19 protein-coding genes are annotated in these 22,942 nt (G+C 59.1%); 12 read left to right on the top strand and 7 right to left on the bottom strand.

Annotated elements, in window-relative coordinates; genetic code table 11:
- Positions 1–11 precede the first annotated feature (11 nt).
- Both BLW03_RS20540 and guaA read left to right on the top strand, forming a co-directional pair.
- Positions 12–185, top strand: a complete 174-nt coding sequence (locus BLW03_RS20540; RefSeq protein WP_170834940.1) for a hypothetical protein — start codon at positions 12–14, stop codon at positions 183–185.
- 86 nt (positions 186–271) lie between these two features.
- Entirely contained in the window at positions 272–1,855 is a 1,584-nt protein-coding gene (gene guaA, locus BLW03_RS03065) for a glutamine-hydrolyzing GMP synthase (RefSeq protein WP_074652291.1), read from the top strand.
- Positions 1,856–2,197: 342 nt separating this feature from the next.
- On the opposite strand, the gene BLW03_RS03060 is transcribed toward guaA, so the two are convergent.
- Positions 2,198–3,205: a tagatose 1,6-diphosphate aldolase gene (locus BLW03_RS03060; protein WP_074652290.1), complete on the bottom strand. Its 1,008-nt coding sequence runs from the start codon at positions 3,203–3,205 to the stop codon at positions 2,198–2,200.
- Positions 3,206–3,333: 128 nt separating this feature from the next.
- A complete protein-coding gene (gene rph, locus BLW03_RS03055) occupies positions 3,334–4,089 on the bottom strand; it encodes a ribonuclease PH (protein WP_074652289.1) in 756 nt (251 codons plus the stop codon).
- Positions 4,090–4,352: 263 nt separating this feature from the next.
- On the opposite strand from rph, the gene BLW03_RS03050 reads away from it, so the two are divergent.
- From BLW03_RS03050 to BLW03_RS03015, 8 genes are all read left to right on the top strand, one after another.
- Positions 4,353–5,873 carry a sigma-54-dependent transcriptional regulator gene (locus tag BLW03_RS03050; protein ID WP_244501934.1) on the top strand — a complete coding sequence of 507 codons (1,521 nt, stop codon included), beginning with the start codon at positions 4,353–4,355 and terminating at the stop codon, positions 5,871–5,873.
- A 282-nt stretch (positions 5,874–6,155) separates the two neighbouring features.
- A complete protein-coding gene (locus BLW03_RS03045; protein WP_212733119.1) occupies positions 6,156–6,512 on the top strand; it encodes a hypothetical protein in 357 nt (118 codons plus the stop codon).
- A 158-nt stretch (positions 6,513–6,670) separates the two neighbouring features.
- The gene (locus BLW03_RS03040) at positions 6,671–6,928 is read left to right on the top strand and encodes a CDGSH iron-sulfur domain-containing protein (protein ID WP_074655734.1); all 258 of its coding nucleotides are present in this window, start codon (positions 6,671–6,673) and stop codon (positions 6,926–6,928) included.
- A 43-nt stretch (positions 6,929–6,971) separates the two neighbouring features.
- Positions 6,972–8,921: a CocE/NonD family hydrolase gene (locus BLW03_RS03035; protein WP_074652287.1), complete on the top strand. Its 1,950-nt coding sequence runs from the start codon at positions 6,972–6,974 to the stop codon at positions 8,919–8,921.
- Positions 8,922–9,331: 410 nt separating this feature from the next.
- Entirely contained in the window at positions 9,332–11,323 is a 1,992-nt protein-coding gene (locus tag BLW03_RS03030) for a PAS domain S-box protein (protein WP_083350281.1), read from the top strand.
- A gap of 96 nt (positions 11,324–11,419) precedes the next feature.
- The gene (locus tag BLW03_RS03025; RefSeq protein ID WP_074652285.1) at positions 11,420–12,940 is read left to right on the top strand and encodes a GAF domain-containing protein; all 1,521 of its coding nucleotides are present in this window, start codon (positions 11,420–11,422) and stop codon (positions 12,938–12,940) included.
- Between the two features lie 173 nt (positions 12,941–13,113).
- Positions 13,114–13,680: an NUDIX domain-containing protein gene (locus BLW03_RS03020; protein WP_074652284.1), complete on the top strand. Its 567-nt coding sequence runs from the start codon at positions 13,114–13,116 to the stop codon at positions 13,678–13,680.
- Positions 13,681–13,830: 150 nt separating this feature from the next.
- The gene (locus BLW03_RS03015) at positions 13,831–15,354 is read left to right on the top strand and encodes a deoxyribodipyrimidine photo-lyase (RefSeq protein WP_083350280.1); all 1,524 of its coding nucleotides are present in this window, start codon (positions 13,831–13,833) and stop codon (positions 15,352–15,354) included.
- A gap of 50 nt (positions 15,355–15,404) precedes the next feature.
- On the opposite strand, the gene BLW03_RS03010 is transcribed toward BLW03_RS03015, so the two are convergent.
- From BLW03_RS03010 to BLW03_RS02995, 4 genes are all read right to left on the bottom strand, one after another.
- Positions 15,405–17,528: a catalase gene (locus tag BLW03_RS03010; RefSeq protein ID WP_074652283.1), complete on the bottom strand. Its 2,124-nt coding sequence runs from the start codon at positions 17,526–17,528 to the stop codon at positions 15,405–15,407.
- Positions 17,529–17,777: 249 nt separating this feature from the next.
- Entirely contained in the window at positions 17,778–19,028 is a 1,251-nt protein-coding gene (locus BLW03_RS03005; RefSeq protein WP_074652282.1) for a vWA domain-containing protein, read from the bottom strand.
- A 183-nt stretch (positions 19,029–19,211) separates the two neighbouring features.
- Positions 19,212–20,744 carry a magnesium chelatase ATPase subunit I gene (locus BLW03_RS03000; RefSeq protein ID WP_074652281.1) on the bottom strand — a complete coding sequence of 511 codons (1,533 nt, stop codon included), beginning with the start codon at positions 20,742–20,744 and terminating at the stop codon, positions 19,212–19,214.
- 125 nt (positions 20,745–20,869) lie between these two features.
- On the bottom strand, positions 20,870–21,181 hold the full coding sequence (locus BLW03_RS02995; RefSeq protein WP_074652280.1) for a tetratricopeptide repeat protein: 312 nt from the start codon (positions 21,179–21,181) through the stop codon (positions 20,870–20,872).
- Positions 21,182–21,243: 62 nt separating this feature from the next.
- On the opposite strand from BLW03_RS02995, the gene BLW03_RS02990 reads away from it, so the two are divergent.
- Positions 21,244–21,762, top strand: a complete 519-nt coding sequence (locus BLW03_RS02990) for an acyl-CoA thioesterase (RefSeq protein ID WP_074652279.1) — start codon at positions 21,244–21,246, stop codon at positions 21,760–21,762.
- A 25-nt stretch (positions 21,763–21,787) separates the two neighbouring features.
- Here the strand turns inward: BLW03_RS02990 and BLW03_RS02985 are convergent, their stop codons facing one another.
- Positions 21,788–22,072, bottom strand: a complete 285-nt coding sequence (locus BLW03_RS02985; protein WP_074652278.1) for a hypothetical protein — start codon at positions 22,070–22,072, stop codon at positions 21,788–21,790.
- A 38-nt stretch (positions 22,073–22,110) separates the two neighbouring features.
- On the opposite strand from BLW03_RS02985, the gene BLW03_RS02980 reads away from it, so the two are divergent.
- Complete coding sequence (locus BLW03_RS02980; RefSeq protein ID WP_074652277.1) at positions 22,111–22,941, top strand: Mrp/NBP35 family ATP-binding protein; 831 nt, start codon at positions 22,111–22,113, stop codon at positions 22,939–22,941.
- Position 22,942: the final 1 nt, after the last annotated feature.

Here is a 22,942-nt window from a genome sequence, read left to right as displayed (position 1 = left end):
GGGTTACATCCATGTCGTTTGGTCTGTACGTTTTTGGCTATCTGGTGGTCATCATTGGCGCTGCCTATCTGCTGCACCTGGCGCACGTTCCGCAGCACTGGATTATCGGCCTGGTGGTGGTGATGGTTGGTGCTGGCATCGTAACCGGTGTCACGAACACGCGCACCAAAGATAAGTCGGAATAGCGTGGCATTCAGCGCGGCTTCAGGAAGAGGCCGATAGCCGCGCTTCCACAGGTGCTTCGCCCTGCGCGCGCCGGTACAATCGATGTGTGGACAGTTCAACCGTCGTTATCCTCGATTTCGGTGCGCAGTACACGCAGCTGATTGCGCGTCGCGTCCGTGAGTTCAATGTATTTTCCGTAGTCCTGCCTTGCACGGCCCCGCTGGATGCCATCACAGCGCTCAACCCCATTGGCATCGTGCTCTCTGGTGGACCGAGTTCTGTGTATGACGCAGACGCGCCAAAGGCTGACGCTGCGGTGCTGGATCTTGGCTTGCCTGTGCTCGGGATCTGCTACGGCATGCAGTTTATGGCGCATCATCTCGGTGGCAAGGTTGTGCCGTCAGACAAGCGTGAGTATGGCGATGCCGTGGTCGATGTCGTCCAGACAAATAAGCTCTTCGCTGATCTTCCCGACGAGTTGCAGGTGTGGATGTCACACGGCGACAGCGTCGTCGATCTGCCGACAGGCTTCAACGTCGCCGCGAAGACGGAGACTGCGCTCGCCTCCATCGCCAATGAAGCGACGCGGATGTACGCGGTGCAGTGGCACCCCGAGGTAGCACATAGTAAGCAGGGAACTGCGCTGCTCAAGAACTTCGTGCTCAACATCTGCGGCGCCCAGGCGAACTGGACGCCCGCTCACTTCGTCGAGACGACCGTTGACGCGATCCGCAAGCAGGTGGGTTCAGGTCATGCGATCTGTGCGCTTTCGGGCGGTGTGGATTCCGCGGTAGCAGCAGTCCTGGTTTCGAAAGCCATTGGTGATCGGCTGACTTGCATCTTCGTAAACAACGGTGTACTGCGTAAGAACGAGTTCGCACAGGTGCAGGCGAACATGCGCGAGAAGCTGGGCCTTAAGGTTGTTGCGGTCGACGCGTCGAAGCGCTTCCTGCAGCAGCTTGGTGGTATTACAGATCCTGAAACCAAGCGCAAGATCATCGGTCGCGAATTCATCACGGTCTTCGATGATGAAGCAGCCCGCATCCTGAAAGAACAGGAGAAGCACGGTGAACTGCAGCACGACGCGACCGGCAACGAGATCGCGTGGCTGGTTCAGGGAACTCTGTACCCGGATGTCATCGAGTCCTCCAGCGTCAAGGGACCGTCGCAGACCATCAAGAGCCATCACAACGTGGGTGGCCTGCCCGAGAACATGAAGCTCAAGCTCATCGAGCCGCTGCGTGACCTGTTCAAGGATGAAGTTCGCCGAGTAGGCCGCGACCTTGGCATGCCGGACGATGTGCTGGATCGCCAGCCGTTCCCAGGACCGGGTCTTGCCGTACGCATCGTCGGCGAGATCACCCCGGAACGAGTGGAGATCCTGCAGAACGCGGACGACATTGTCGTCTACGAGATCAAGAAGGCCGGCCTGTACAAGAAGATCTGGCAGAGCTTCGCAGTTCTGCTTCCGGTGAAGTCTGTCGGTGTGATGGGCGACCAGCGGACATACGCCTACACTTGCGCGATCCGCGCGGTACATAGCGAAGATGGCATGACTGCCGACTGGGTACCTCTGCCGTACGAGGTCCTGAAGACCATCAGCAGCCGCATTGTGAATGAAGTTCGCGGCATTAACCGCGTGGTTTATGACATAACGTCGAAGCCACCGGGCACGATCGAGTGGGAATAGGCACAACGAAGTCCTGATCAGTCGATCAGGACTTTTTGCTTGCTTCCTATTTGTCTCGGCTCAGTCCTTGTCGTTCGCGAAGAAGGTGACGGTCACGTCGGTGGTGTGCGTCCCAGGATGCGACACCGCGTCGACCTTGCCGGTGTACGGCGCGAGCGATCGCAAGGCTATGTTCCTACTTAGGAACGTTGTCGCGTATACCTGGTCATAGACGACCCAGGCTTCAGCTTCTACGAGACACCACGGCCCAGGGCTGCGCAAAACATGCAGAGGACTACCGAAACGCAATCCGGCGCGGCCATCAACGGATAGCCGCGCCGGATGATGTGAAGCCGACGATGCTTAGCCGAGTTCTTCCATGGAGTTGAAGCCCATCTTCCTGTACCAGGGCGTTGCAACCTTCAGGGCTTCGTTGACGTTCTTGATGTTCTCTACGCCGGTGGTGTTGAGCCATGCTTCGAAGGCTGCTGCACCCTGCTGCGCGTAGATCTTGATGCCGTCGTACCAGGTGGCGCGGCCACAGAGGACGCCGCTGAACTTGGTGCCACTCTCGCCTGCAAGTGCCAAGGTCTCGATGAAGACGGGATTCGTCACACCAGCTGAGAGATAGATGAACGGCTTGTCGGTTGCAGACTCGGCATCACGGAAGAGCTGTGCTGCCTGCTCGCGGGTGTAGGCTGCCTCACCCTTGAAGGATGTAGTGCCGGAGACGAAGCCCATCTCAACCGGAACTTCGACCTTGAGGATGTCGATGCCGTAGCGCTCCTTGCCGAACTCTTCCATTGTCTTGGTGACGACGGAGGGCTTCTTGCGCGCGTACTCGAGCGTCTTCTCACCCTTGCCATTTTCGTCGTAGCCGATGGGCTCCATGAAGAAGGGGATGTCGTGGTAACGGCACTCATCGCCGATGCGCTCGATCCACGCGTGCTTTAGATCGTTGACGCGCGCATCCTCGTATGGCGTGTAATAAAGCAGAATCTTGACGCAGTCCGCGCCGGCTTCCTTCAGGCGGCGAACGCTCCACAGGTCCAGCAGATCGGGCAGACGGCCGGCCGTGGCAGCGTCATAACCGGTCTTCTCGTAAGCCAGCAACAACCCCGCATCGTTCCGCATCCGCGACGCAGGAAGACCGTACTCCGGGTCCAGCAGGATGGCCGAAGCGTAACGGGTCAGCACCTTGGTCACCAGTTCCTTGAAGACAACCAGATCGTCGCCGCTGGCTTCCGAGCCGCGTGCGGCACCGATCGACTTCTGCAGCGATCCACGCTGGTCCATGGCCGCGGCTGCGACGACTCCGCGCGAATCAGAGACAGCCTTGAGACCGGCTAGTTTTCCTGGAGATGGCTTCATGCGAATTGGCGTTCCTTTTGGGGATATCAAACACCCTCATTCTAGCCAGCGAATGTTTCGCTTGGCACCTGTCAGTTTCGATTATCGTTGGGTGGGGTCGTTAATCGCACCCTCGATGCGAGCTCATGTCACGCCGGACCCTGTAGAAGTTGCTGTTGCAGCACGACCAGGTCGCGAATGCCAGCCTCGGCATAGTCCAGCATCAGGCTCAACTGAGCGCGGGTATACGGCTCGCGCTCGGCGGTAGCTTGCGTCTCAACCAAACCGCCTGATGCTGTCATGACTACGTTCATGTCGACCTCAGCCTGCGAGTCTTCCTCGTAAGCAAGATCGAGGAGCACACTGCCTTCCACGATGCCAACAGACGTCGCGGCGACCAGTTCCTTCATGGGGGATTTGGGAAGCGTGCCTGCGGCGACTAAACGATTCAACGCCAATGCAAGTGCGGCACAGGCACCGGTAATGGCGGCGGTACGGGTGCCCCCGTCGGCCTGCAGGACATCGCAATCCAGAATGATGGAGCGTTCGCCGAGAGCCTTCAGGTCAACCACGCTGCGCAGGGAGCGACCAATCAAGCGCTGGATTTCGTGCGTTCTGCCACCGATCTTGCCTCGCTCACTCTCCCGAGGGGTGCGCGTCAGTGTGGCGCGAGGCAGCATGCTGTATTCGGCGGTCACCCATCCCTTGCCGCTGTTCCGTAGCCAACCGGGAACGCTGGACTCGACGGTGGCATTGCATAAGACCCGAGTATTGCCTACCTCAATCAACACTGACCCTTCTGCAGTTGCAACGAAGTTGGGAATCAGGCGCGTAGGGCGGAGGGAATTGGCCTTGCGGTCACCGGAACGAAAGATGGTCTGCGGGAGTTCGGTGGAAGAAGTCACCCTTCCAGTATCTCGCACGAGGGCAGATGGTGCTATCAGTCCCAATTTGGGAACCCTGAATTAGCACAGTGTAGGCCGGCGGCTCGTCGCGACTTCCGTATTCGGGTTACTTTGCAGACTTACCAATGAGATCCAAAATGGGATATAGGTAACACCAAGGAATGTCAGACACCAAAACACGCGGACAAACATTTAGCCGAACCGGCGTCGTGACAGAGCAATTTCGCCCTGAACGAATCGCAAACCTAAAAGATTGGAGGACCGTGTCGGAATTTTCGGGTGAATTGACTAATCTTTCTCCGCTTGGCAAGCAGACGGCGGCCTCACTGCGCTTCCCGCTATCGGACGATCCGATTGGCGTGAACGCTCACGCCGCGAAAGTGCAGTTGCTGGTGTTGGATGATGACCCTCCTGTCTTGAAGGCATGCTGTGAGATTGCGGCAGGAATGGGCTTTGCCGTGCATGCGGCGAATTCGGCCGACGAGGCTCGCGAGGCCGTTCGACTGCATGCCATCGACGTCGTGCTGATGGATCTCAAGATGCCTGCTGGCGGCCTCTCGCTCTTGGAGGAGATCCGTATCAAGCGTCCACGATCGTCCATCGTGGTAATGACGGCGTTCGCAACAGTCGCTTCCGCAGTGGATGCCATTCGCCTGGGTGCGACGGATTACCTGACGAAGCCATTCGCCATGGACGAGCTGACCGGCGTGCTGGAACGGGCGGGACAGCGTCGGAGCTTTGAGCTGGAAAGTCGGCGTGTTCAGCAAAATCTTCGGGAGCAGAAGGGGCACGGCCACCTTGTGGGTTCGTCTCCTGTGATGGAGAAGCTCTATCGCATCGTGGCGAAGGTTGCGCTATCGGCGCACCCTGTCCTCATTGCGGGAGAGAACGGCACAGGCAAGGAAACTGTCGCGCGAACTATCCATACGACCGGTCCCAACAGCACTCGCAGGTTCGCTGTTGTCGAGTGCGGTCAGTTAGCGCCTGCCGTTCTGGAAAGCGAACTCTTCGGCTACTCACGGAGTGCCTACACCGGCTTCGATCGTAGCAAGGACGCTCTTCTGACCTCAGAGGAAGGCGGAACGCTGTTCCTGGATCAGGTCAGCGAGATGCCGCTGGACATCCAGGCTAAGCTATTGCGCGCGCTCCAGGAGCGGGAGGTGCGGCCGCCGGGGGCGCGGCAGGGGGCCCCGCTAACCGTGCGGATCCTCGCTGGTTGCAGCCGCAACCTCTCGTCGCTGGTCGACCAGGGGCTGTTTCGCAAGGATCTTTATTACCGCTTGAACGTAGTGGGTCTGCGTATGCCACCCTTGCGTGAGCGGCGCGAAGACATACCGCTGTTGGCCGAGCACTTTCTGGAGCGAATGCGCCGAGAGAGCGCAATCGGCTATCGCTTCACACCAGAAGCTATGCGGGTGATGTCGCATTACAGTTGGCCTGGCAACGTTCGTGAACTCGAAAACGCCGTTGAGCGTGCGTGTGCGCTCTCGAGCGGATCGCTTCTCCACATGGGCGACCTGCCCACGCAGATGCAGAGCGTCGGTGGCAGCGACGATTTCGCCGGAGATCTGACACGGGTGGATGAGCGACGGTCCCAATCCGGGAATGCACGTGGCGGAGCGGGGCTACCTGCGATAGTTTCTATCGCTGAATTAGAGCGCGAGGCCATTCTGAACACGATCCAGCAGTTACACGGCGACAAGCTGATGGCAGCCAAGTTACTCGGGATAGGGAAGACGACGCTTTACCGCAAGCTAAAGGAGTATGGCATCACAGACTCTTAGACCGTCATGACCTTTCACTGTCGCGTTCGAGCGATAGGAAAGCGCCACACAGCCTGCCAAGACTGCCGCTTATTGAGATCTGCAAACTTTGTGAACCGTCCAGCTGTGAGGCGGAAATTGGAAAAGACTGTACTCATCGTCACCGCAATTGACGGTGCTGAAAACCTGGCGCGCGCTCTCTCTCGAGAAGCAGATGCTGTAGTCGAAATCGCCCGAAGCCGCAGAGCAGCATTAGCAAGATTGCGGCGAGATCCAGTGACCGTCGTTCTGCTCGACTCCTCCTTGTCCGAAGCGGAAATCACTACGTCCGAGATGGTATGGCAGAACGCGGAGGGTGCCGTGCCACTGGAGATCAACCTCGCGAACCTTGGTGTGAACGGCGCAGTGCGACTTCTGCGAAGCCTGCTGGAAGGGCGAGAGCAGGCCGAAGCGATAGGCCGTCGCGAGGCGACAACAGCCGTCGCGCAGGAGCTGCAATCGACCATTACCGGACTTTTGCTGCAGAGCGACCTCATACTCCGCGAGAAGGCTCTGACACCTTCGGTGGCCGACAAGGCGCGGCAGATGAAGGAACTCGCAAACTCGCTTCGCGTCCGTCTTCGAACGATCAGCCACACGGAAGTGGGACCGAAAACCTGAGACTCAGATCACGAGGTCCACGGCTGGACGTGCTTGCGTGGGGTGCGACTCACTGATGCTAGTGGTCTGCTATGCTGCCCAAAACGCCCAATCGCAGTTCGGGAAGCTTGCGCTTTGCCGCGCGCTTTTCGTATCTCGGTTCGGCCTTCAGGAGCAGCATGGACATCGCAACCCCCGCAATCCCCGAGACCTCGGCAGCACCAGTCAAGATCACAGTCAAACCCAACGGACCTCTGCGCGTGGAAGGACATATCCTTCTGGTCGATGCGGATGGCAAGGAGTGGGACCTGACCGGCAAACCTGCCATTTCCCTGTGCCGTTGTGGCGCCAGCGAGAAGCGTCCCTTCTGTGACGGCGCACACAACCGTGTTGGCTTTCAGTGCATGACGTCGCCGGGCAATCTGACCGGTAAGTAGTTCGTTCTCACAAGGTACCTTTTCATCAGGAGTGGCTTCAACCATGGGTTATCGCTCTCTCGCTGTCGCCGCAGCGGCTTTGTCCTTCGCGCTTCCGCTTGCTGTCAGTGCCGTCGCACAGACGCCGGCCCACCGGCCGGGTGGTGCGCTCGTCAGCCCGGAACAGGCTGGCCGTCCTTACACACGGACGGAAGCGATGGTGCCGATGCGCGATGGTGTGAAGCTGCACCTCGTCATCCTGCGTCCGCAGGGCTCTGAGGCGAGTGGCGAGCCGTTGCCGATCCTGATGACGCGCACGCCGTACGGCGCGAACGGCAGTAGCGATGGTGTTAACCGCAGCAAGCCAGAGCTGGCCCAGAGCGGTTACATCTTCGTCTACGGCGATATCCGCGGTAAGTACGGCAGTGAGGGCCAGTTCGTCATGAACAGGCCTATCGTGCATACGATTGGTGATCGTGCCAATCCAAAGCTGGTGGACGAGAGCAGCGACACTTACGACACGGTCGAGTGGATGCTGAAGAACCTGCCCAACAACAACGGCCGCGTCGGTGTGCTCGGTGTCTCTTACCCGGGCTTCCTCGCGATGATGGCCGGCATCGATCATCATCCTGCGGTGAAGTCCATCTCGCCGCAGGCTCCGATGACTGACATTTGGCTCGGCGATGACTTCTTCCACAATGGAGCCTTTCGTCAGACTTACGGTTACGATTACGTGCTGCAACTCGAGCGCGCGAAGGACGATCAGCGCGTCAGCTACGAGGGCGACACGTACGACTACTTCCTGAAGCAGGGCAACTTCGCCAACGCCGCGGCCGACGCGAAGATGACCGAACTTCCAACGGCGAAGCGCTTTCTCGCTGAGCCGGAATACTCGCCGTTCTGGAAGGCGATGGCGGTTGAATCCCGCCTCGGCAAGCCAGAAGTCCCAACGCTGGAGACTGGCGGCTGGTGGGACCAGGAGGACATGTGGGGCACGCAGGCAGAGTACGCCGCGCTGCGACCGCATGAAGACCCGAACGATCCGCAGCACAAGGTCTTCCTCGCGCTGGGACCGTGGAACCACGGCGGCTGGGGCTCACCTAGCAACAAGCTGGGTGCAATCGACTTTGGCGAGCCAACCGGCGTCGAGTATCGCAAGACCATCGAGGCACCTTTCTTCGAGCTCTACTTGAAGGACAAGAAGGGCTTCGCGCTGGAGGATACGGCCAGCTTCCGTACCGGATCGAACCAGTGGCAGCACTACGCGCAGTGGCCTCCGAAGGCTGGCTTCAAGCCCGCCAAGCTCTACCTGGGCGAGAACAACACGCTCGGCTTCAGCGCACCCAAGGCGAGTTACATGGCGAAGTACGTCTCGGATCCTGCCAATCCAATTCCGTATCGTGAGCGACCCATCCAGTCCACCTACGGTCAGAACTCCACCTGGCGTACGTGGCTGGTGAGCGATCAGCGCTTCGTTACCAAGCGACCTGACCAGGCGAGCTTCACATCGCCTGCGCTCGATCGCGATACGACGGTCACGGGTGACATCGTTGCGGACATTTTCGCGGCAACATCCGGCAGCGACGGCGACTGGGTCGTGAAGCTGATCGATGTCTATCCGGACGACGCACCCGGAGGCATGGGCGGCTACCAGTTGATGGTCGTCGATGAGATCTTCCGCGGCCGGTATCGTAAGAGCTTCGAGAAGCCTGAGGCGATCAAGCCGGGCGCAGTGGAAGAGTACAAGTGGAGCCTCCATGGCGCTGACCACACCTTCCTCAAGGGCCACAAGATGATGGTGCAGGTGCAGTCCACGTGGTTCCCGTTGTACGACCGGAACCCGCAGACGTTCGTGCCCAACATTATGTCCGCGCCGCTCAGCAGCTACAAGCCTGCGACGATCACCGTCTACGCGACCCCAAAATATCCTTCGCATCTCGATGTTCTACGGCCCGAGGATGAGGCGAAGGCTTCGAACGACGTCGACACGGAGCAGAGCAGCGGTCAGAAGTAAGGAGGGTACCCCTCCCCCTGTTTCCCCTAAATATCAGATTCCAAAGAGGTTGACGATTCCCGTTTTTGCAAAAATTAGATTCCACTGGAGTTACACGCAAAAATTAGATTCCAAAGGACTTAGCGGCGGAAAAGAAAACGGGGAGAGCCATTAGGCTCTCCCCGTTTCGTTGTCTTAATTGTATCGTGCCTGTCAAGCATTCCCACTTGATCGTCTTGAGGTGCAGTCTTCAAGTCGAGAGTTCGCAGATAGTGCAAGGGGTAACGGGGCTTAAGGACGATTACTATGCGAGACAGAACCCACGTTTATCTCGGATACCCGCTAAATCGTTGTAGCGCAGTGGCTTAAAGTCATTTACTGTTGCTCGATTACGCACCGTTGTCTTCTCTGACGATGCATCAGGGGGCATCATGAAGCGTGACGCAAGAGAACGTGCAACTCGCGGGAACGATCGGTCCGTAATTTCGGGTGTGCCCCACTCGAGCGCTGCTGACTGGATGTTTCTGCAGCCAGCCATCCTCGACCAGATGCATGACTCCATCATCGTTACGGATCTTGAGGGGATCGTGACAGGGTGTAATCGCGCCTCCTCACAGATCTACGGGTACTCACCGGAGGAATTGATCGGGAGGAGCGTCTCGATTCTCTATCCCCAGGAAGATCGGCACCTGCTCTACGAACAGGTGTTTCCAACGGTGCTCGCTACGGGCGAGTTCCATGGTGAGCAGAGAAATCGAACACGATCCGGGGACTCTATCTACATCCACCTATCGCTTTCGCTGCTGAGAGACGGCGAGGGCGCCCCCATTGGCGTCGTCGGATTCTCCGTCAATGTGACCCAGCAGAAATTAGGCGACCTCGCCATCCAACGTCACGATGATGTCCAACGCCAACTGAATGCAGAGCGAGCAGATAACGACATGATGCGGCTACTTTTCACTGCAGTGGAAAGAGCTGAAGACGTCTTTCTAATCACTGACGCTGAGCCAGTCGACCTGCCGGGACCTCGAATCCTTTACGTCAACCAGGCTTTCGAAAAGATGACCGGCTACACGGCCAGCGAAGTCCTCGGCCAAACTCCGCGAATACTGCAAGGCCCAAAAACGGATCGCGCAGCTCTGGATCGGATCCGTACTGCTCTCAATTCGTGGAAGCCGATCCGTGAGGAGATGACGAACTACAGAAAAGATGGCTCAGAGTTTACGGTCGATCTCTCAATCGTGCCAATTGCAGATGATAAGGGGTGGTACACGCACTGGATGGCGATTCAGCGCGACACGACTGAGCAAACCCAGATGAGGGAAGAGATCGCACTGAAAGAATCGCGTCTCCATTTTCTTACGGAGTCCATTCCACAACTCTTATGGACTTCGAACAAGTATGGAGAGTGCGAGTTCGTCAGCCAGGCCTGCGCGAGGTTTTTAGGAGTGGAAGCGAGCGCCTGTTATGGACAAGGATGGTTCCAGTTTATCCATCCGGAAGACCTGGAGCGCTCCGTCAAAGTCTGGAGGGAAGCGGTCGCTCAGCAGCACACCTTCATCGTGGAGTATCGGTTACGCCGGCATGACGGCGAATTCATCTGGTTTCTTCATCGGGCTGTCCCGCGTATCAGTGACACCGGCGAAACGATGGAGTGGATTGGTAGTTCCACGGACATAGCCCAGCAGAAACGCAGTGAAGAAGCCATCCGTCAGACGGAAAAGCTGGCAGCGGTCGGGCGTCTCGCGTCAAGCATCTCTCATGAAATCAATAATCCACTGGCATCCGTTACGAACCTGCTGTACCTCTTAGGAACGCAGCCATCACTCACAAAAACCTCCCAGGAGTATGTGCGCACGGCACAGGAAGAATTGGCGCGCGTTACAGAAATCACAACTCATACGCTTCGCTTCCACAATCAAGCAACGTCTCCGGTTCCAACGCGTATGGCTGAACTGCTGGATTCGATCTTGTCGTTCTATCGACCCAGGCTTACATCGGCAGGCATCGTCGTTCGGCGTGAGTACGAGAGGACAGAGCAACTCACTTGCCTTGCTGGAGACATCCGCCAGGCGCTATCCAATCTAATCGCGAACGCTGTCGAAGCTTCCGAACCTGGGACACGCCTGCGCGTCCGCCTGCGTAATTCGGTTACGTGGAGATACCGCAAACATCGCGGCATCCGGATCACGATCGCAGACAGTGGACATGGCATCCCGCTCGAGACACGGCATCGCATCTTCGAGCCGTTCTACACAACAAAGGGTATTACGGGCACGGGACTTGGACTCTGGATAGCAAAGGACCTTATTGCGAAGCATGAAGGGCGAATCTCACTGAAGAGTTCGACGGAACCGAACAGACATGGAACCGTCTTTTCAATTCTTTTCCCGTACGAGCCGAACAAGGCGATTTCTTCCTAATACGATGCCGATCCGTGTATGTGTTACTTGGTTTCCTTCAGAGCAGCGTAGTCCCGCGAAGATGGAGCGTTCTCGGACGGAAAGGAACATCACACAATGACTGATGAAGTTGTAGTAGACCTCGAAGCCTGTGCCAGAGAGCCCATACATATACCGGGTGCAATCCAGCCCCACGGACTCCTGTTCGTTTTACGAGAACCAGAGCTCATCATCGCTCAAGTCAGCGAGAACGCCGAATGGATGCTCGGCAAGCCGGTTGACCAACTTCTTGGAAAGGATATCTCAAGCTTCCTGGATACGAGTCAAATTGCTAAAGTCCGGTTCGCCCTAGACTCGGTAGACCCGCGCGACAACAACCCTGTAGAACTCGGTCTGTTTGCTTCAAACACGGAGTCGCAATTCGACGGGTTCGTGCACCGTCATGATGGTTTCTCCTACCTTGAACTTGAAGCGGCTTCGCTCACGGCAGGCGCGAGGTTTCTGGATTTCTATAAGAGGGTTTCCCATCTGACATCGAAACTGCACGCCACAAGTTCTCTGGCTGAAATGCTGCGTGAGTCAACGCAGGGCATACGGTCTATGACCGGCTTCGATCGTGTCATGATCTATCGGTTTGCCGAGAGCAACGAAGGCGAAGTGGTGGCCGAAACGGTGGCCGAAGGGGTCGACTCATTCCTCGGCCTATGGTATCCCGCCAGCGACATTCCGGAACAAGCGAGAAGGCTGTATCTACTGAATCCCATACGGAACATCGTGGACGTCGACTACACTCCTGCTGCGATTATTCCTGTCATCAACCCGGACAGCGGCCGCCCGGCAGACCTGAGCTTTGCGGCACTTCGCAGCGTGTCTCCCACTCACTGCGAATATCTGAAAAACATGGGCGTCGCAGCCTCAATGTCGGTCTCCATCATTCTCGACGGCAGATTGTGGGGACTGATTGCGTGCCATCATCAAGCGCCTAAGTTCGTCAGCTATGAGGTTCGGAAGGCCTGCACGTTCATCGGGCAAGTGCTTTCCGGAGAAATCTCACGACGCGAGACACTGGAGTCGTCTGCCTATCAGTCACACGCTACGTCGATGCAGGCAAGCTTTTTGGAACTGATGGCTGGTTCGGCCAACCCGCTGCTGGGCCTGGTGAACTACTCACCAACCCTGCTTGATCTAATACCGGCGGACGGCGTTGCTGTGGTCCTGGGCGAAAAGACTCACTTACTGGGTACGACGCCGGGCTACGACGATCTCATGCAACTGATTCGTCAATTGCAGTCCGCAGGCATGGCAAGCACATTCGTAACGCGCTCCCTAAAGAATCACTTCCCGCTGACTGAGGCGATGCGCGACACCGCATCGGGTCTTATCGCACTGCTGATCCAGCGGGAACCAGCAACCTATATCTTCTTCTTCCGATCTGAGGTAGCACGGACCGTTCTATGGGGAGGTAACCCTGAGAAGCCGGTAGTGCCTTCTGACGACGGCTTCCGCGTTGGACCGCGCAAATCTTTCGAAGCCTGGAAGGAACAGATGACCGGTCAATCTCTCCCATGGTCAAAAAACGAGATTCGGGCAGCTCAAGAACTTCGGAATCTTGTCACGGTCGTGATGTACGGGAAGTGAGAGGGTATCGGCAAGGCTCACCGGTACATTACGCGAAGGTCAGAGACATAGTAACCGAGCCGCGTGCGAAGCGGCGTTGCCCAACGCGAACTGCAGCGCGCACAGGTGGAGCGGAATAGTCGGCTGACTGATCATCGGAGAAGCCCAGGGAGTTGCTTACAATGTGAACACCCATGGAAGAGCCCCCAATCAAAACCATCAGCAGTCGCACGGTGTATCAGAACAAGTGGTCGCGTGTGCGGGAAGACATCATTGAGCGTACGGATGGCGTGCGTGGTTTGTACGGTGTGCTGGACAAGGATCCCGCGTGCATCGTGATTCCGCTGGAGCGAACCGCGAACGGCGACTTTCTGACACTCGTTCATCAGTACCGCTACTGCGTGGAGGGCAGCTTCTACGAGTTCCCGCAGGGCGGCTGGGAGCAGGGCGAGGATGTCGACGTGGAAGCGCTGGCTCGTGGCGAACTGCAGGAGGAGACCGGTTTGAGTGCCGGCACGCTGACAAAGATTGGTGCGAACTGGATTGCGTACGGCGCCATGCGTCAGCGGCACCATGTCTGGCTGGCGGTGGACCTGACGCAGGGTGAGACCGCCCTGGAAGCGGAAGAGCACGGCCTGACCGCGCATCGCGTGAGCGTCGAAGAGTTCGAGCGGATGATCCTGGATGGGCGCGTGGAAGATAACTGCACGCTGGCGGCGTGGGGGACTTACCTGGTGTGGTCGCGGCGAGCCTCGGTTTAATTTGTGTCGATTTTGATGTGCTGAGCGCGCACTCATTGGTCTGTTGCGGCAGGCTAAGCGGAATCGTTCGCGTGTTCACCGTATGAAGTGCGTGCCTCACCCTTTGGCTCGGTGGTGCGTAGCATCGATTCATGGTGAGCGTCAGACGAGATGGATAGCGTGAGTGTGCGAGCCTCTGCGCCGCGGGGCAAGAAGGCAATTTCCGGTAGAGCACGGCCCGACGGCCAGGGTGCGGAACGCGCGGCGCGCGAAGAGGCCGCTGCGCGCGCACTGCATGCGGACCTGCCACAGGCGCTCCGCGTGCTTGCGGGCAATGATCGTGTGACGGTTCGGCGTGATGGGCCGCCGGATACAAACGGCAAGACGGTCGTTTACTGGATGCAGCGCGCGCAGCGAGGCGTGGACAATGCTGCTTTGGACTGCGCCGTGGCGGTGGCGAACGCGCTTGGACTGCCGGTGGTCGTGTACTTTGCGGGCATCAGCAACTTTCCCCATGCAAACCTGCGGCACTACGTATTTCTGAACCAGGGATTGCGTGATGTGGAAGCAGACCTGGCGAAACGCAACGTGAGCTTTGTCTTACGCAATGCGCCGCGTGAGGACTGGCTGCGCATGTTCCGGGATGTTGAGGCTGCCATCGTGATCGGGGACGAGAACCCGATGCGCGTGCCGGAGGGTTGGCGGCAGCATGTTGCAAAGGGTATCAAGGTGCCTTTCTGGACGGTGGATGCGGATGTGATCGTGCCCATGAAGCGCTTTGAGAAGGCGCAGTATGCGGCTTACACGATTCGCACACGGCTGTGGCGGATGGTACCGGAGTATGTGGAACCTTATGAAAATCCCCGGGCGCTGCATGCGTGGAAGAGGCCGAAGAGTTTTGTCGCGGATGATCCTGCGGCAGATATGACGGCGGGATGGAAAGACCTTGATCGTAGTGTGGGGGCGGCACCCGACCTGGTGGGAGGAGCCCACGCGGCACAGGCACGCCTGAAGTTGTTCGTGACGAAGATGCTTGGCGAGTATGCGGAGAGACGCAACCATCCGGAGGTGGATGGCACTTCGCTGCTTAGTCCCTATCTCCACTATGGGCATGTGAGTCCTCTGCGCATTCTGATGGAGATTGAAGCCGCGGTGGCGAAGAATCCGTCATGGCGTGAGAGCGCGGATAGCTTTCTGGATGAGATGGTGACGTGGCGCGAGCTATGCGTGAATTTTGTGAAGTACAACCCGCATTACGACGATCCGCAGTGCGCCGAGCCGTGGGCTGTGACGACGGTAGAGAAGCATGCCCACGATGTGCGCGACCCCACGTACACCGTGCAGCAGATGGAGCATGCCGAGACCTACGATGAACTGTGGAATGCAGCGCAGCGGCAGATGGTGCGTCGTGGATGGATGCACAACTACATGCGTATGTATTGGGCGAAGAAGATCCTCGAGTGGTCTCCCAGCAATGCCGAGGCGATGAAGACGGCCATTTACCTGAACGATAAGTACTTCCTCGACGGTCGTGATCCCGGCGGATATGCCGGGATTGCGTGGGCAATGTACGGCAAGTTCGATCGACCCTGGGGTGAGCGAAAGGTGTTTGGAAAGATCCGTTATATGAGTGGAGCGAGTACGGGAAAGAAGTTCAAGTCAAAGGACTACATCGCGCAGAACGCTGCTCTGTAGATGAGAAGAGCCTCCCTTCCGGGAGGCTCTTCGCGTTGCGTGTTGCGGATTTAGTAGATGGTGCGGACGTTGGGTTCGCGATCCCAGGTGCGGCCTGCTGCGGCCGCCTTCAGGTAGGCTTCTGCGTCGTCGGTGATGATGCCTGCGTCGGGAGTTACGCCGGCGCGGGTGAGGAGCGCCTTGGCGCCTGCGGTGGTGCCGATGACCTTCAGGTGGGCGAAGGCGTCGGAGACCCACTGCACTGCTGCGGACTCCTTGCTGAGCGTCTTGGCACCGTCTTCGCTGAGTGCGAGGAAGACCGTGTCGAAGAGTACGGACGGACCGCCTGCGAGCTGAAAGTCGCCTTCGATCGTCTTGCCGTCGGCGCTGGTAGCGCCCCCGACCTTGGGCGCGATGACCGCGAAGTCCGCGCCCAGCCGCTTTGCCGCTGCCTTGAGCGACTTCACCATTTCCAGATCGGTGCCATCAGCTACGAGGCAGCCGACTTTGCGACCCTTCAGGGTTGCCGGTGCCTTGGCGAGGATGCTGAGTGCAGGCGAGGGCTTGAGGTCGGTCCGTGCAGCGACTCCTGTTGGGAAGGCAGCTGGAGTGGACTTCATGCCAAGGCCTGCGGCGACGCGGTCTGCGATGGTCTGATCGACGTTGGCAAGCTGTGCCACGACACGCTGGCGCACGGGGAGCGTCTCAACCTTCGATAATTCGAAGATAAAGGCGGAGATGATGTGGTTCTGCTCCGTCTCGGTCTGCGAGTTGAAGAACTGCAGTGCCTGCGAGAAGTGGTCACCGAACGACTCCGCACGGACGCGCAGCTTGTCGCCTGCGATGGCTTCGTGGAAGGTTGAGTTGGCGCTAGGGTCCTGGCGCGGGGTATCGACCTCAAGCGAACTGGGCGAGTACGAGACGCGGCCCTTCTGCGGCGAGATGGTCATATGACCGTCGCGCTGCATGTTCATCACCGGGCAGCCGATGCCTTTGGGCATGTTCACCGGGATCTGCTTATAGTTCGGGCCGCCGAGGCGAGAGATCTGCGTGTCGACGTAGCTGAGGATGCGGCCCTGCAGCAGGGGGTCGTTGGTGAAGTCGATGCCGGGAACGACGTCGCGGACGCAGAAGGCGACCTGCTCGGTCTCTGCAAAGTAGTTGTCGACGTTGCGGTCGAGCACCATGCGGCCGATGATGCGCAGCGGCAGGATCTCTTCCGGGATCAGCTTCGTGGAGTCGAGAATGTCGAAGTCGAACTTGTTGGCGAAGTCCTCATCGAAGAGCTGCACGCCGAGCTCCCACTCGGGGAAGGCGCCTTCTTCGATGGAGTCCCAAAGATCGCGGCGATGGAAGTCGGGGTCGGCGCCGTTGATCTTGACGGCTTCATCCCAGATGAGGGATTGCGTGCCAAGCTTGGGGCGCCAGTGGAACTTCACGTAGGTCGACTCGCCGGCTTCGTTGATCAGCCGGAAGGTGTGGACGCCGAAGCCTTCCATCATGCGGAAGGAGCGGGGAATCGCACGATCGCTCATGACCCACATCAGCATGTGTGTGGATTCGGGCGTGAGCGAGGCGAAGTCCCAGAAGGTGTCGTGTGCGGAGGCGGCCTGCGGGAATCCGCGGTCGGGCTCCTGCTTGACGGAGTGGATGAGGTCGGTGAACTTGATGGCGTCCTGGATGAAGAAGACGGGAATGTTATTGCCGACAAGATCCCAGTTGCCTTCATTCGTGTAGAACTTCACGGCAAAGCCGCGCACGTCGCGTGCTGCGTCGAACGAGCCCATGTTGCCGGCGACGGTGGAGAAGCGTACGAAGACGGGTGTCTTGATGCCGGTCTCATTGAAGATCTTCGCCTTGGTGATGCCGGCGAGGGAGTCGGTCAGTTCGAAGAAGCCGCGTGCGCCATATCCGCGAGCATGAACGATGCGCTCAGGAATGCGCTCATGGTCGAAGTGCTGGGTCTTCTCAAGATAGAAGTGGTCTTCGGCAAGGGATGGGCCGCGGTCGCCGGCCTTGAGCTGGTTCTCATCGTCATGAATGATGACGCCGCCCTGCGTGCGCATGGCGGGATGCGTGCCACCGGCTACCTGGTGCAACTCGCCACCATTGCCAACTTCATGGCCGACGGTGTCGCTCTCAAGTACGGCTGCGGTGGTGGGCGTGACCTTCTTGTCTGTATCGGACTTCAGCATTGATTCTCCTGGGGGATGCGACAGGAGGTTTGATGCCGGGGGCGCGCGCCGACGCTGGCCGCCTGAATGAAATGGCGTGGAATGTGGGAGCTGTGGCTGGTAGCAGACTTAGGGGGCAATTCTGGGTGCGCAGTGGTGGCGAGTGTAGCGGGCCAACGGCCGCCTCGTGCGCGAGCATCGTGCCACCGCCTGCGTAGTGCCATCGCGTAGCCGTGTGTGTCGTGTGAACCGTGCGCTGGATGTCGAGTGCTAGTGGATCGTCTTCATGCGGCGGTTCATGAAGTCCTGCAGGACGTAACTGCCCAGCTTGTCGGGGCTGGTGAAGTAGGCTTTGCCGCGGCACATGGCGCTTACTTTCTGTACGAACTGCATCAGTGCGAAGTCCTGCGCGAGCATGAACGTGTTGATGACGATGTTGGCGCGCTTGCAGCGGCTTACTTCTTCCAGCGTTTCGGCGATGACCATGGGGTCGAGGCCGAAGGCGTTGCGGTAGATGCGGCCATCGTCGAGTGTGAGCGCGGAGGGTTTGCCGTCCGTGATCATCACGATCTGCTTCATGTCCTTGTTGCTGCGCGACAGGATGCGGCGGGCGAGGCGTAGGCCTTCGCGGGTGTTGGTGTAGTACGGGCCGACCTTCACGCGCGCGACCTGCTGGATGGGCAGCTCTTCTGCGGAGTCGTGGAAGAGAACCAGGTGCAACGAGTCGCCCGGGAACTGGGTTCGGATGAGGTGCGAGAGCGCCATGGCGACGCGCTTGGCGGGCGTGAAGCGGTCTTCGCCGTAGAGGATCATCGAGTGCGAGCAGTCCAGCATGACCACGGTTGCGCAGGATGACTGGTACTCGCTCTGGTTGATGATGAGGTCGCCGTACTCGACGTTGAGTGGCAGCGTGAGGCCTTCGCGTTGCATGGCGCTTGAGAGTGTGGCGTTGACGTCGAGGTTCATGACGTCTCCGAACTCGTACTGCTTCGTGCTGCCGCTGGACTCGATGCCGCTGGCTTCGTAGTTGGTGTCGTGGCGCCCGCTGACGCTGCGTCCCATGCCGCCGAGCAGGTGGCGCAGGGACTTGTAGCTGAGGAAGTCCATGCTCTTATCGGTGACGTGAAAGCGGGCTTCGCCCTGTGGCGGCGCGGGCTGCGCAATCTCGCCGGTGGACGTCTGGCCCTGCATCTCGGAGGCTTCGCCAGCCTGCTGCTGGATGTAGTCGCCGGCCTGCATGCGTTCGACGAGGGTGTCGAGCATTTGTTCGCGCTGCTGCTCGTTCATGTCGTCGTACTGCTGCTGGGCTTCTTCGTCGAGGAAGTCGCCAGACTCCATCACCTGCCTCAGGGCTTCGCGCAGGTTCTCAAGCGTGTGTTCGCCGTTGAGTTCCTGGAACTGCGAGAAGGGATCCTGGAAGCCGGAGTCAAGCATGAAGTCGCTGAGCGCTTCCATCAGGTCATCGAGGCCGATGCCGTCCGCAAAGTTGCCGTTGAATTTCGTGTAGCGTGTGCGCTTCATGGGTGCCAGCTAGTCAGCGAGTCAGCAAGTCAGCGAGTCAGCTTGTGCACGCGGTTGATCGGACGTTGGTGGACTTGCCCTGCGGTCCCGGAGTTTTCCCCGAAAGCCTCGGGCCAGTGTGGTGGTGCGGACATCGTCAAAATCTCTCGCTTCGCTCAAGATGACAGACGATGTGAAGGGTGCTTAGTTAAAGCCGCGCTTGGAGCGGTTGCGGTAGTCGTCCCGCTCGCGGTCGCGGATGTCTTCTCCAAAGTTCTGCGCGCGTTCTTTGCGTGTCTGCTTCTCGCTGGCGGTGAAACTGCGCTCTTCGTTGCGGCTGATCCGCTTGTGGGCGGTCATGCCTTCGAGGAGGAATTCGGCTGCGGAGACAAGGGCTTCGTTGCCGGCGCGCTTCTCGAGTGACAGCGGTTTCAGCTTATCGAAGAGTCCCTGGATCTGCTGCAGTTCTTTGAGTGACTGTTCGGCAGAGACCGCGTCCGAAAGCTGCACCGTACCGCCGAGGTTGAACCACTGTTCGATCTGCTGTGTGTTGGCTTCTGCGAAGTAGCCGTCGAAGGTGCGCTTGACTGCTGTGAGGATGATGTCGCGAACGACGGTGTCGGCGCCGCGCATTTCGCCCTCGTACTCGAGTTCGATCTTGCCAGTAATGCCCGGCAGCGACGTATAGATATCGCCGATGCGGGGGACTGCGACGGTCTCGCCGTGGGTGAGGGCGCGGCGCTCTGCGTTGGAGATGACGAGTTCCATCACGGATATAGGCAGACGCTGGGAGACACCGGAGCGCTTATCGACGCGCTTGTCTTCACGCGCAACGAAGGCGATCTGTTCGACCGTCTCGCGAATATAGCGGGGGACGTCGATGTCGAGTGCGGCGCGGGTGGACCACGCCTCCTGCTCAGTGACAGAGATAGCCTGCTCAAGCGAGTCGAGATAGTGTGTGCGGATCTCGGAACCGATGCGGTCCTTGAGCGGTGTCACGATCTTGCCGCGGGCTGTGTAGTCCTCGGGATTGGCGGAGAAGGTGATGGCGACATCAAGCTGCAGGCGGACGGGGTAGCCCTTAATCTGCACGTCGCCCTCCTGCATGATGTTGAAGAGCGCGACCTGGATCTTGCCGGCGAGATCGGGTGCTTCGTTGATGGCGAAGATGCCACGGTTAGCGCGGGGCAGCAAACCGTAGTGCATGGTCAGCTCGCTCGAGAGCTGTTCGCCGCTGCGCGCTGCCTTGATGGGGTCGACATCGCCGATGAGGTCGGCGACGGTGACGTCCGGTGTTGCAAGTTTTTCGACGTAGCGCTCATCCGGCGTGAGCCATGCGATGGGCGTTGCGTCACCCTTGGCCGCGATCAGGTCGCGAGAGTACTGCGAGAGTGGCTTGTACGGGTTGTCGCGAATCTCTGATCCAGCGACGTAGGGCACCACGTCATCCAGCAGCGTGGTCAGGCCGCGCAGGATGCGGCTCTTCGCCTGCCCGCGCAGACCCAGCAGGATGAAGTTATGGCGCGAGAGCACAGCATTGACAATCTGCGGGACGACCGTATCTTCATAGCCGACGACGCCGGGGAAGATGGTCTCCTTTGCGCGCAGTTTGGCTATGAGGTTTTCGCGAAGCTCGTCTTTCACGGAGCGCGTGACCCGCTCAAAGGTCCACGCGGACGTGCGGAGTGCACCTAACGTTTGCGGCAGATCGGACGGGAGCGAATGCTGTTTAGCCATCGGTATGAGTATATGAGTGGTGCCGGGCCGGTTTGGTCGCAAGCCACGATGGCTTTCGCGCGCCTACCAGATCCAACCGGCCGGTTTCGGCGCGTCCACAGGCACCGAAGTACGCGTCCCTGGCCTTACGCTTCCAACTCGTCCAGCAGTGCTTGCATCTCGGATGCGGCATGCGTGTTGCGCGTGCGGGCTGCGGCGGCCAGGCCGTCTTTCAGGCGAGCCACGGCGTCGTCATTGCGATGCAGCTTGGCCAGCGTCTGTCCGCTCATCTGGTAGGCGGGTACGTAGTCGGGATTGTGCTCGGTGGTGGCTGTGAACTCGGCGAGTGCCGCGTCGTTGTTGCCCTGCGACAGGTGCTCCATGGCCAGGCCATAGCGGGCAAAACTGTCTGCGGGGTTTGCGGCGAGGATTTCGGTGAGCATCGCGATCTTGTCCATGGGGCTATTGGACGCCCGAATGGCCGCCGGAAGCAAATGGCGCGGAAGTACACTGGACAACGATGGATGAACAGCACAGAACGGTCTTCGACTCGCAGGCAGAGCGCAGCGAGGTGATCTTTCCCGGCGACTCGAACTCGCTGGGTAACCTGTTTGGCGGCCGGTTGATGCAGTTTATCGACCTGGTGGGCGCCGTTGCGGCGTACCGCCATGCTCGTTCCACCGCAGTGGTCACGGCCAGCATGGATCACCTGGACTTCGTTGCGCCGGTCCACATCGGCGACCTGCTGATCCTGAAAGCGAGCGTGAATCGCGCCTTCAAGACCAGCATGGAAGTAGGCGTGAAGGCCATGGTGGAAGACCCCAAGACACGGCAGTTGCGCCACGTCTCGACGGCTTACGTGACTTACGTCGCGGTCGATCAGACGGGAACGCCCGTGCCCGTGGAACCGGTGATCCCGGAGACGGAACACCAGAAGCGGCGCTATGACGATGCGCAGCGGCGACGGGAGAATCGTGCGGAAGAGACGACGCGCAAGCGCGAGCTTCGCAAGGTGCTGACGATGGACTGGCACGCTTAGCTGCGAGTCCGCATTCTGTGCGGGGCTAAGTGTTTTCTGCTTCGACGACCGCGACTCGCTCGCGCAGGGAGATCGTGTCGCGATGGATGGAATCGCGCAACTGCGTCATGTCACGATTGATGTCAACGCGGATTTGAATCATTTCGGCGCGGTGTGCCGTGACGTCAGACCGCAACGAGGAGAGGTTGGTCCGGCTGAGTGCGATATGACAAGAATCAGCAGGCTGGGCATCCCAATAGCCAGCAGAAGCTGCAGATTCGTCATGCGTCGTCGCCTCCGCGACGCGAGTGTACCAGTTTTGTCCGCTCACACCGAAGCAATACCATAGGAACAAGAAGGTAAAAGGTTATGGCACAGGCAGGACAGGCTCAGCAGGGGCCGCAAGCACTTCCGGGAATTCACGCAGTCATCGCAGTGGGCAGTGGTAAGGGCGGCGTTGGTAAGACGACAGTTGCGGTAAATCTGTCAATTGCGCTGGCGAAGCTGGGGCACCGCGTGGGCTTGATCGATGCGGACATCTACGGGCCGAATGTGCCCATGATGATGGGACAGACGCGTCAGCCTTCGGTGACCGATGACAGCATGATGGAACCGCTGGAGAGCTTTGGCGTGAAGTTCATCTCGGTGGGCCTGATCTCGCCCGGCGATAAGCCGCTGGTAATGCGCGGACCGATGCTGCACCAGATCATTCGCCAGTTCCTGCAGCAGGTGAAGTGGGGCGAGCTGGATTACCTGATCGTTGATCTGCCGCCGGGCACGGGCGATGTCGTCATCTCGCTGGTGCAGACGGTGCCGCTGACGGGTGCGGTGGTCGTTTCGACTGGCAGCGGCGTTGCGCTGCAGGATGCACGCAAGGCGCTGGAGATGTTCCACCAGGTGAATGTGGAAGTGCTCGGCCTGATTGAGAACATGTCGCAGATGCGTCTGCCGAACGGGGAGGTCCTCGACGTTTTCGGCGCAGGCGGCACGGCTGCGACGGCTCGCCAGTACAACCTGCCGTTCCTGGGATCGGTCGATCTGGATCCGGCGATCCGGCAGGGTGGCGATCGCGGTCTGCCGGTGGCTCTCGGCGGACCGGAGGATGCTCGCGCGAAGGCTTACTTCGACATTGCGAAGGAAGTCATCGACCGCGCGGACGACGTGCTGGAAGAGTCGAAGGACGTCCTCGAAATCAGCTAGG

Origin of the sequence: Terriglobus roseus (genome assembly GCF_900105625.1) — a bacterium.
GTDB lineage: Bacteria > Acidobacteriota > Terriglobia > Terriglobales > Acidobacteriaceae > Terriglobus > Terriglobus roseus_B.
The sequence above is the reverse complement of the archived record's forward strand: the minus strand, read 5'-3'. Positions and strand labels throughout refer to the sequence as shown.

Bases quoted from the DNA above. Each gene is read 5' to 3' on its own strand.
- BLW03_RS03040 (WP_074655734.1), top strand. From the start codon at position 6,671: ATGGACATCGCAACCCCCGCAATCCCCGAGACCTCGGCAGCACCAGTC.
- BLW03_RS03005 (WP_074652282.1), bottom strand. From the start codon at position 19,028: ATGAAGCGCACACGCTACACGAAATTCAACGGCAACTTTGCGGACGGC.
- BLW03_RS03010 (WP_074652283.1), bottom strand. From the start codon at position 17,528: ATGCTGAAGTCCGATACAGACAAGAAGGTCACGCCCACCACCGCAGCC.
- BLW03_RS03015 (WP_083350280.1), top strand. From the start codon at position 13,831: ATGGATAGCGTGAGTGTGCGAGCCTCTGCGCCGCGGGGCAAGAAGGCA.
- BLW03_RS03025 (WP_074652285.1), top strand. From the start codon at position 11,420: ATGACTGATGAAGTTGTAGTAGACCTCGAAGCCTGTGCCAGAGAGCCC.
- BLW03_RS03035 (WP_074652287.1), top strand. From the start codon at position 6,972: ATGGGTTATCGCTCTCTCGCTGTCGCCGCAGCGGCTTTGTCCTTCGCG.
- BLW03_RS03060 (WP_074652290.1), bottom strand. From the start codon at position 3,205: ATGAAGCCATCTCCAGGAAAACTAGCCGGTCTCAAGGCTGTCTCTGAT.
- BLW03_RS03020 (WP_074652284.1), top strand. From the start codon at position 13,114: ATGGAAGAGCCCCCAATCAAAACCATCAGCAGTCGCACGGTGTATCAG.
- BLW03_RS02995 (WP_074652280.1), bottom strand. From the start codon at position 21,181: ATGGACAAGATCGCGATGCTCACCGAAATCCTCGCCGCAAACCCCGCA.
- BLW03_RS02990 (WP_074652279.1), top strand. From the start codon at position 21,244: ATGGATGAACAGCACAGAACGGTCTTCGACTCGCAGGCAGAGCGCAGC.
- BLW03_RS20540 (WP_170834940.1), top strand. From the start codon at position 12: ATGTCGTTTGGTCTGTACGTTTTTGGCTATCTGGTGGTCATCATTGGC.
- BLW03_RS03030 (WP_083350281.1), top strand. From the start codon at position 9,332: ATGAAGCGTGACGCAAGAGAACGTGCAACTCGCGGGAACGATCGGTCC.
- BLW03_RS03000 (WP_074652281.1), bottom strand. From the start codon at position 20,744: ATGGCTAAACAGCATTCGCTCCCGTCCGATCTGCCGCAAACGTTAGGT.
- BLW03_RS02980 (WP_074652277.1), top strand. From the start codon at position 22,111: ATGGCACAGGCAGGACAGGCTCAGCAGGGGCCGCAAGCACTTCCGGGA.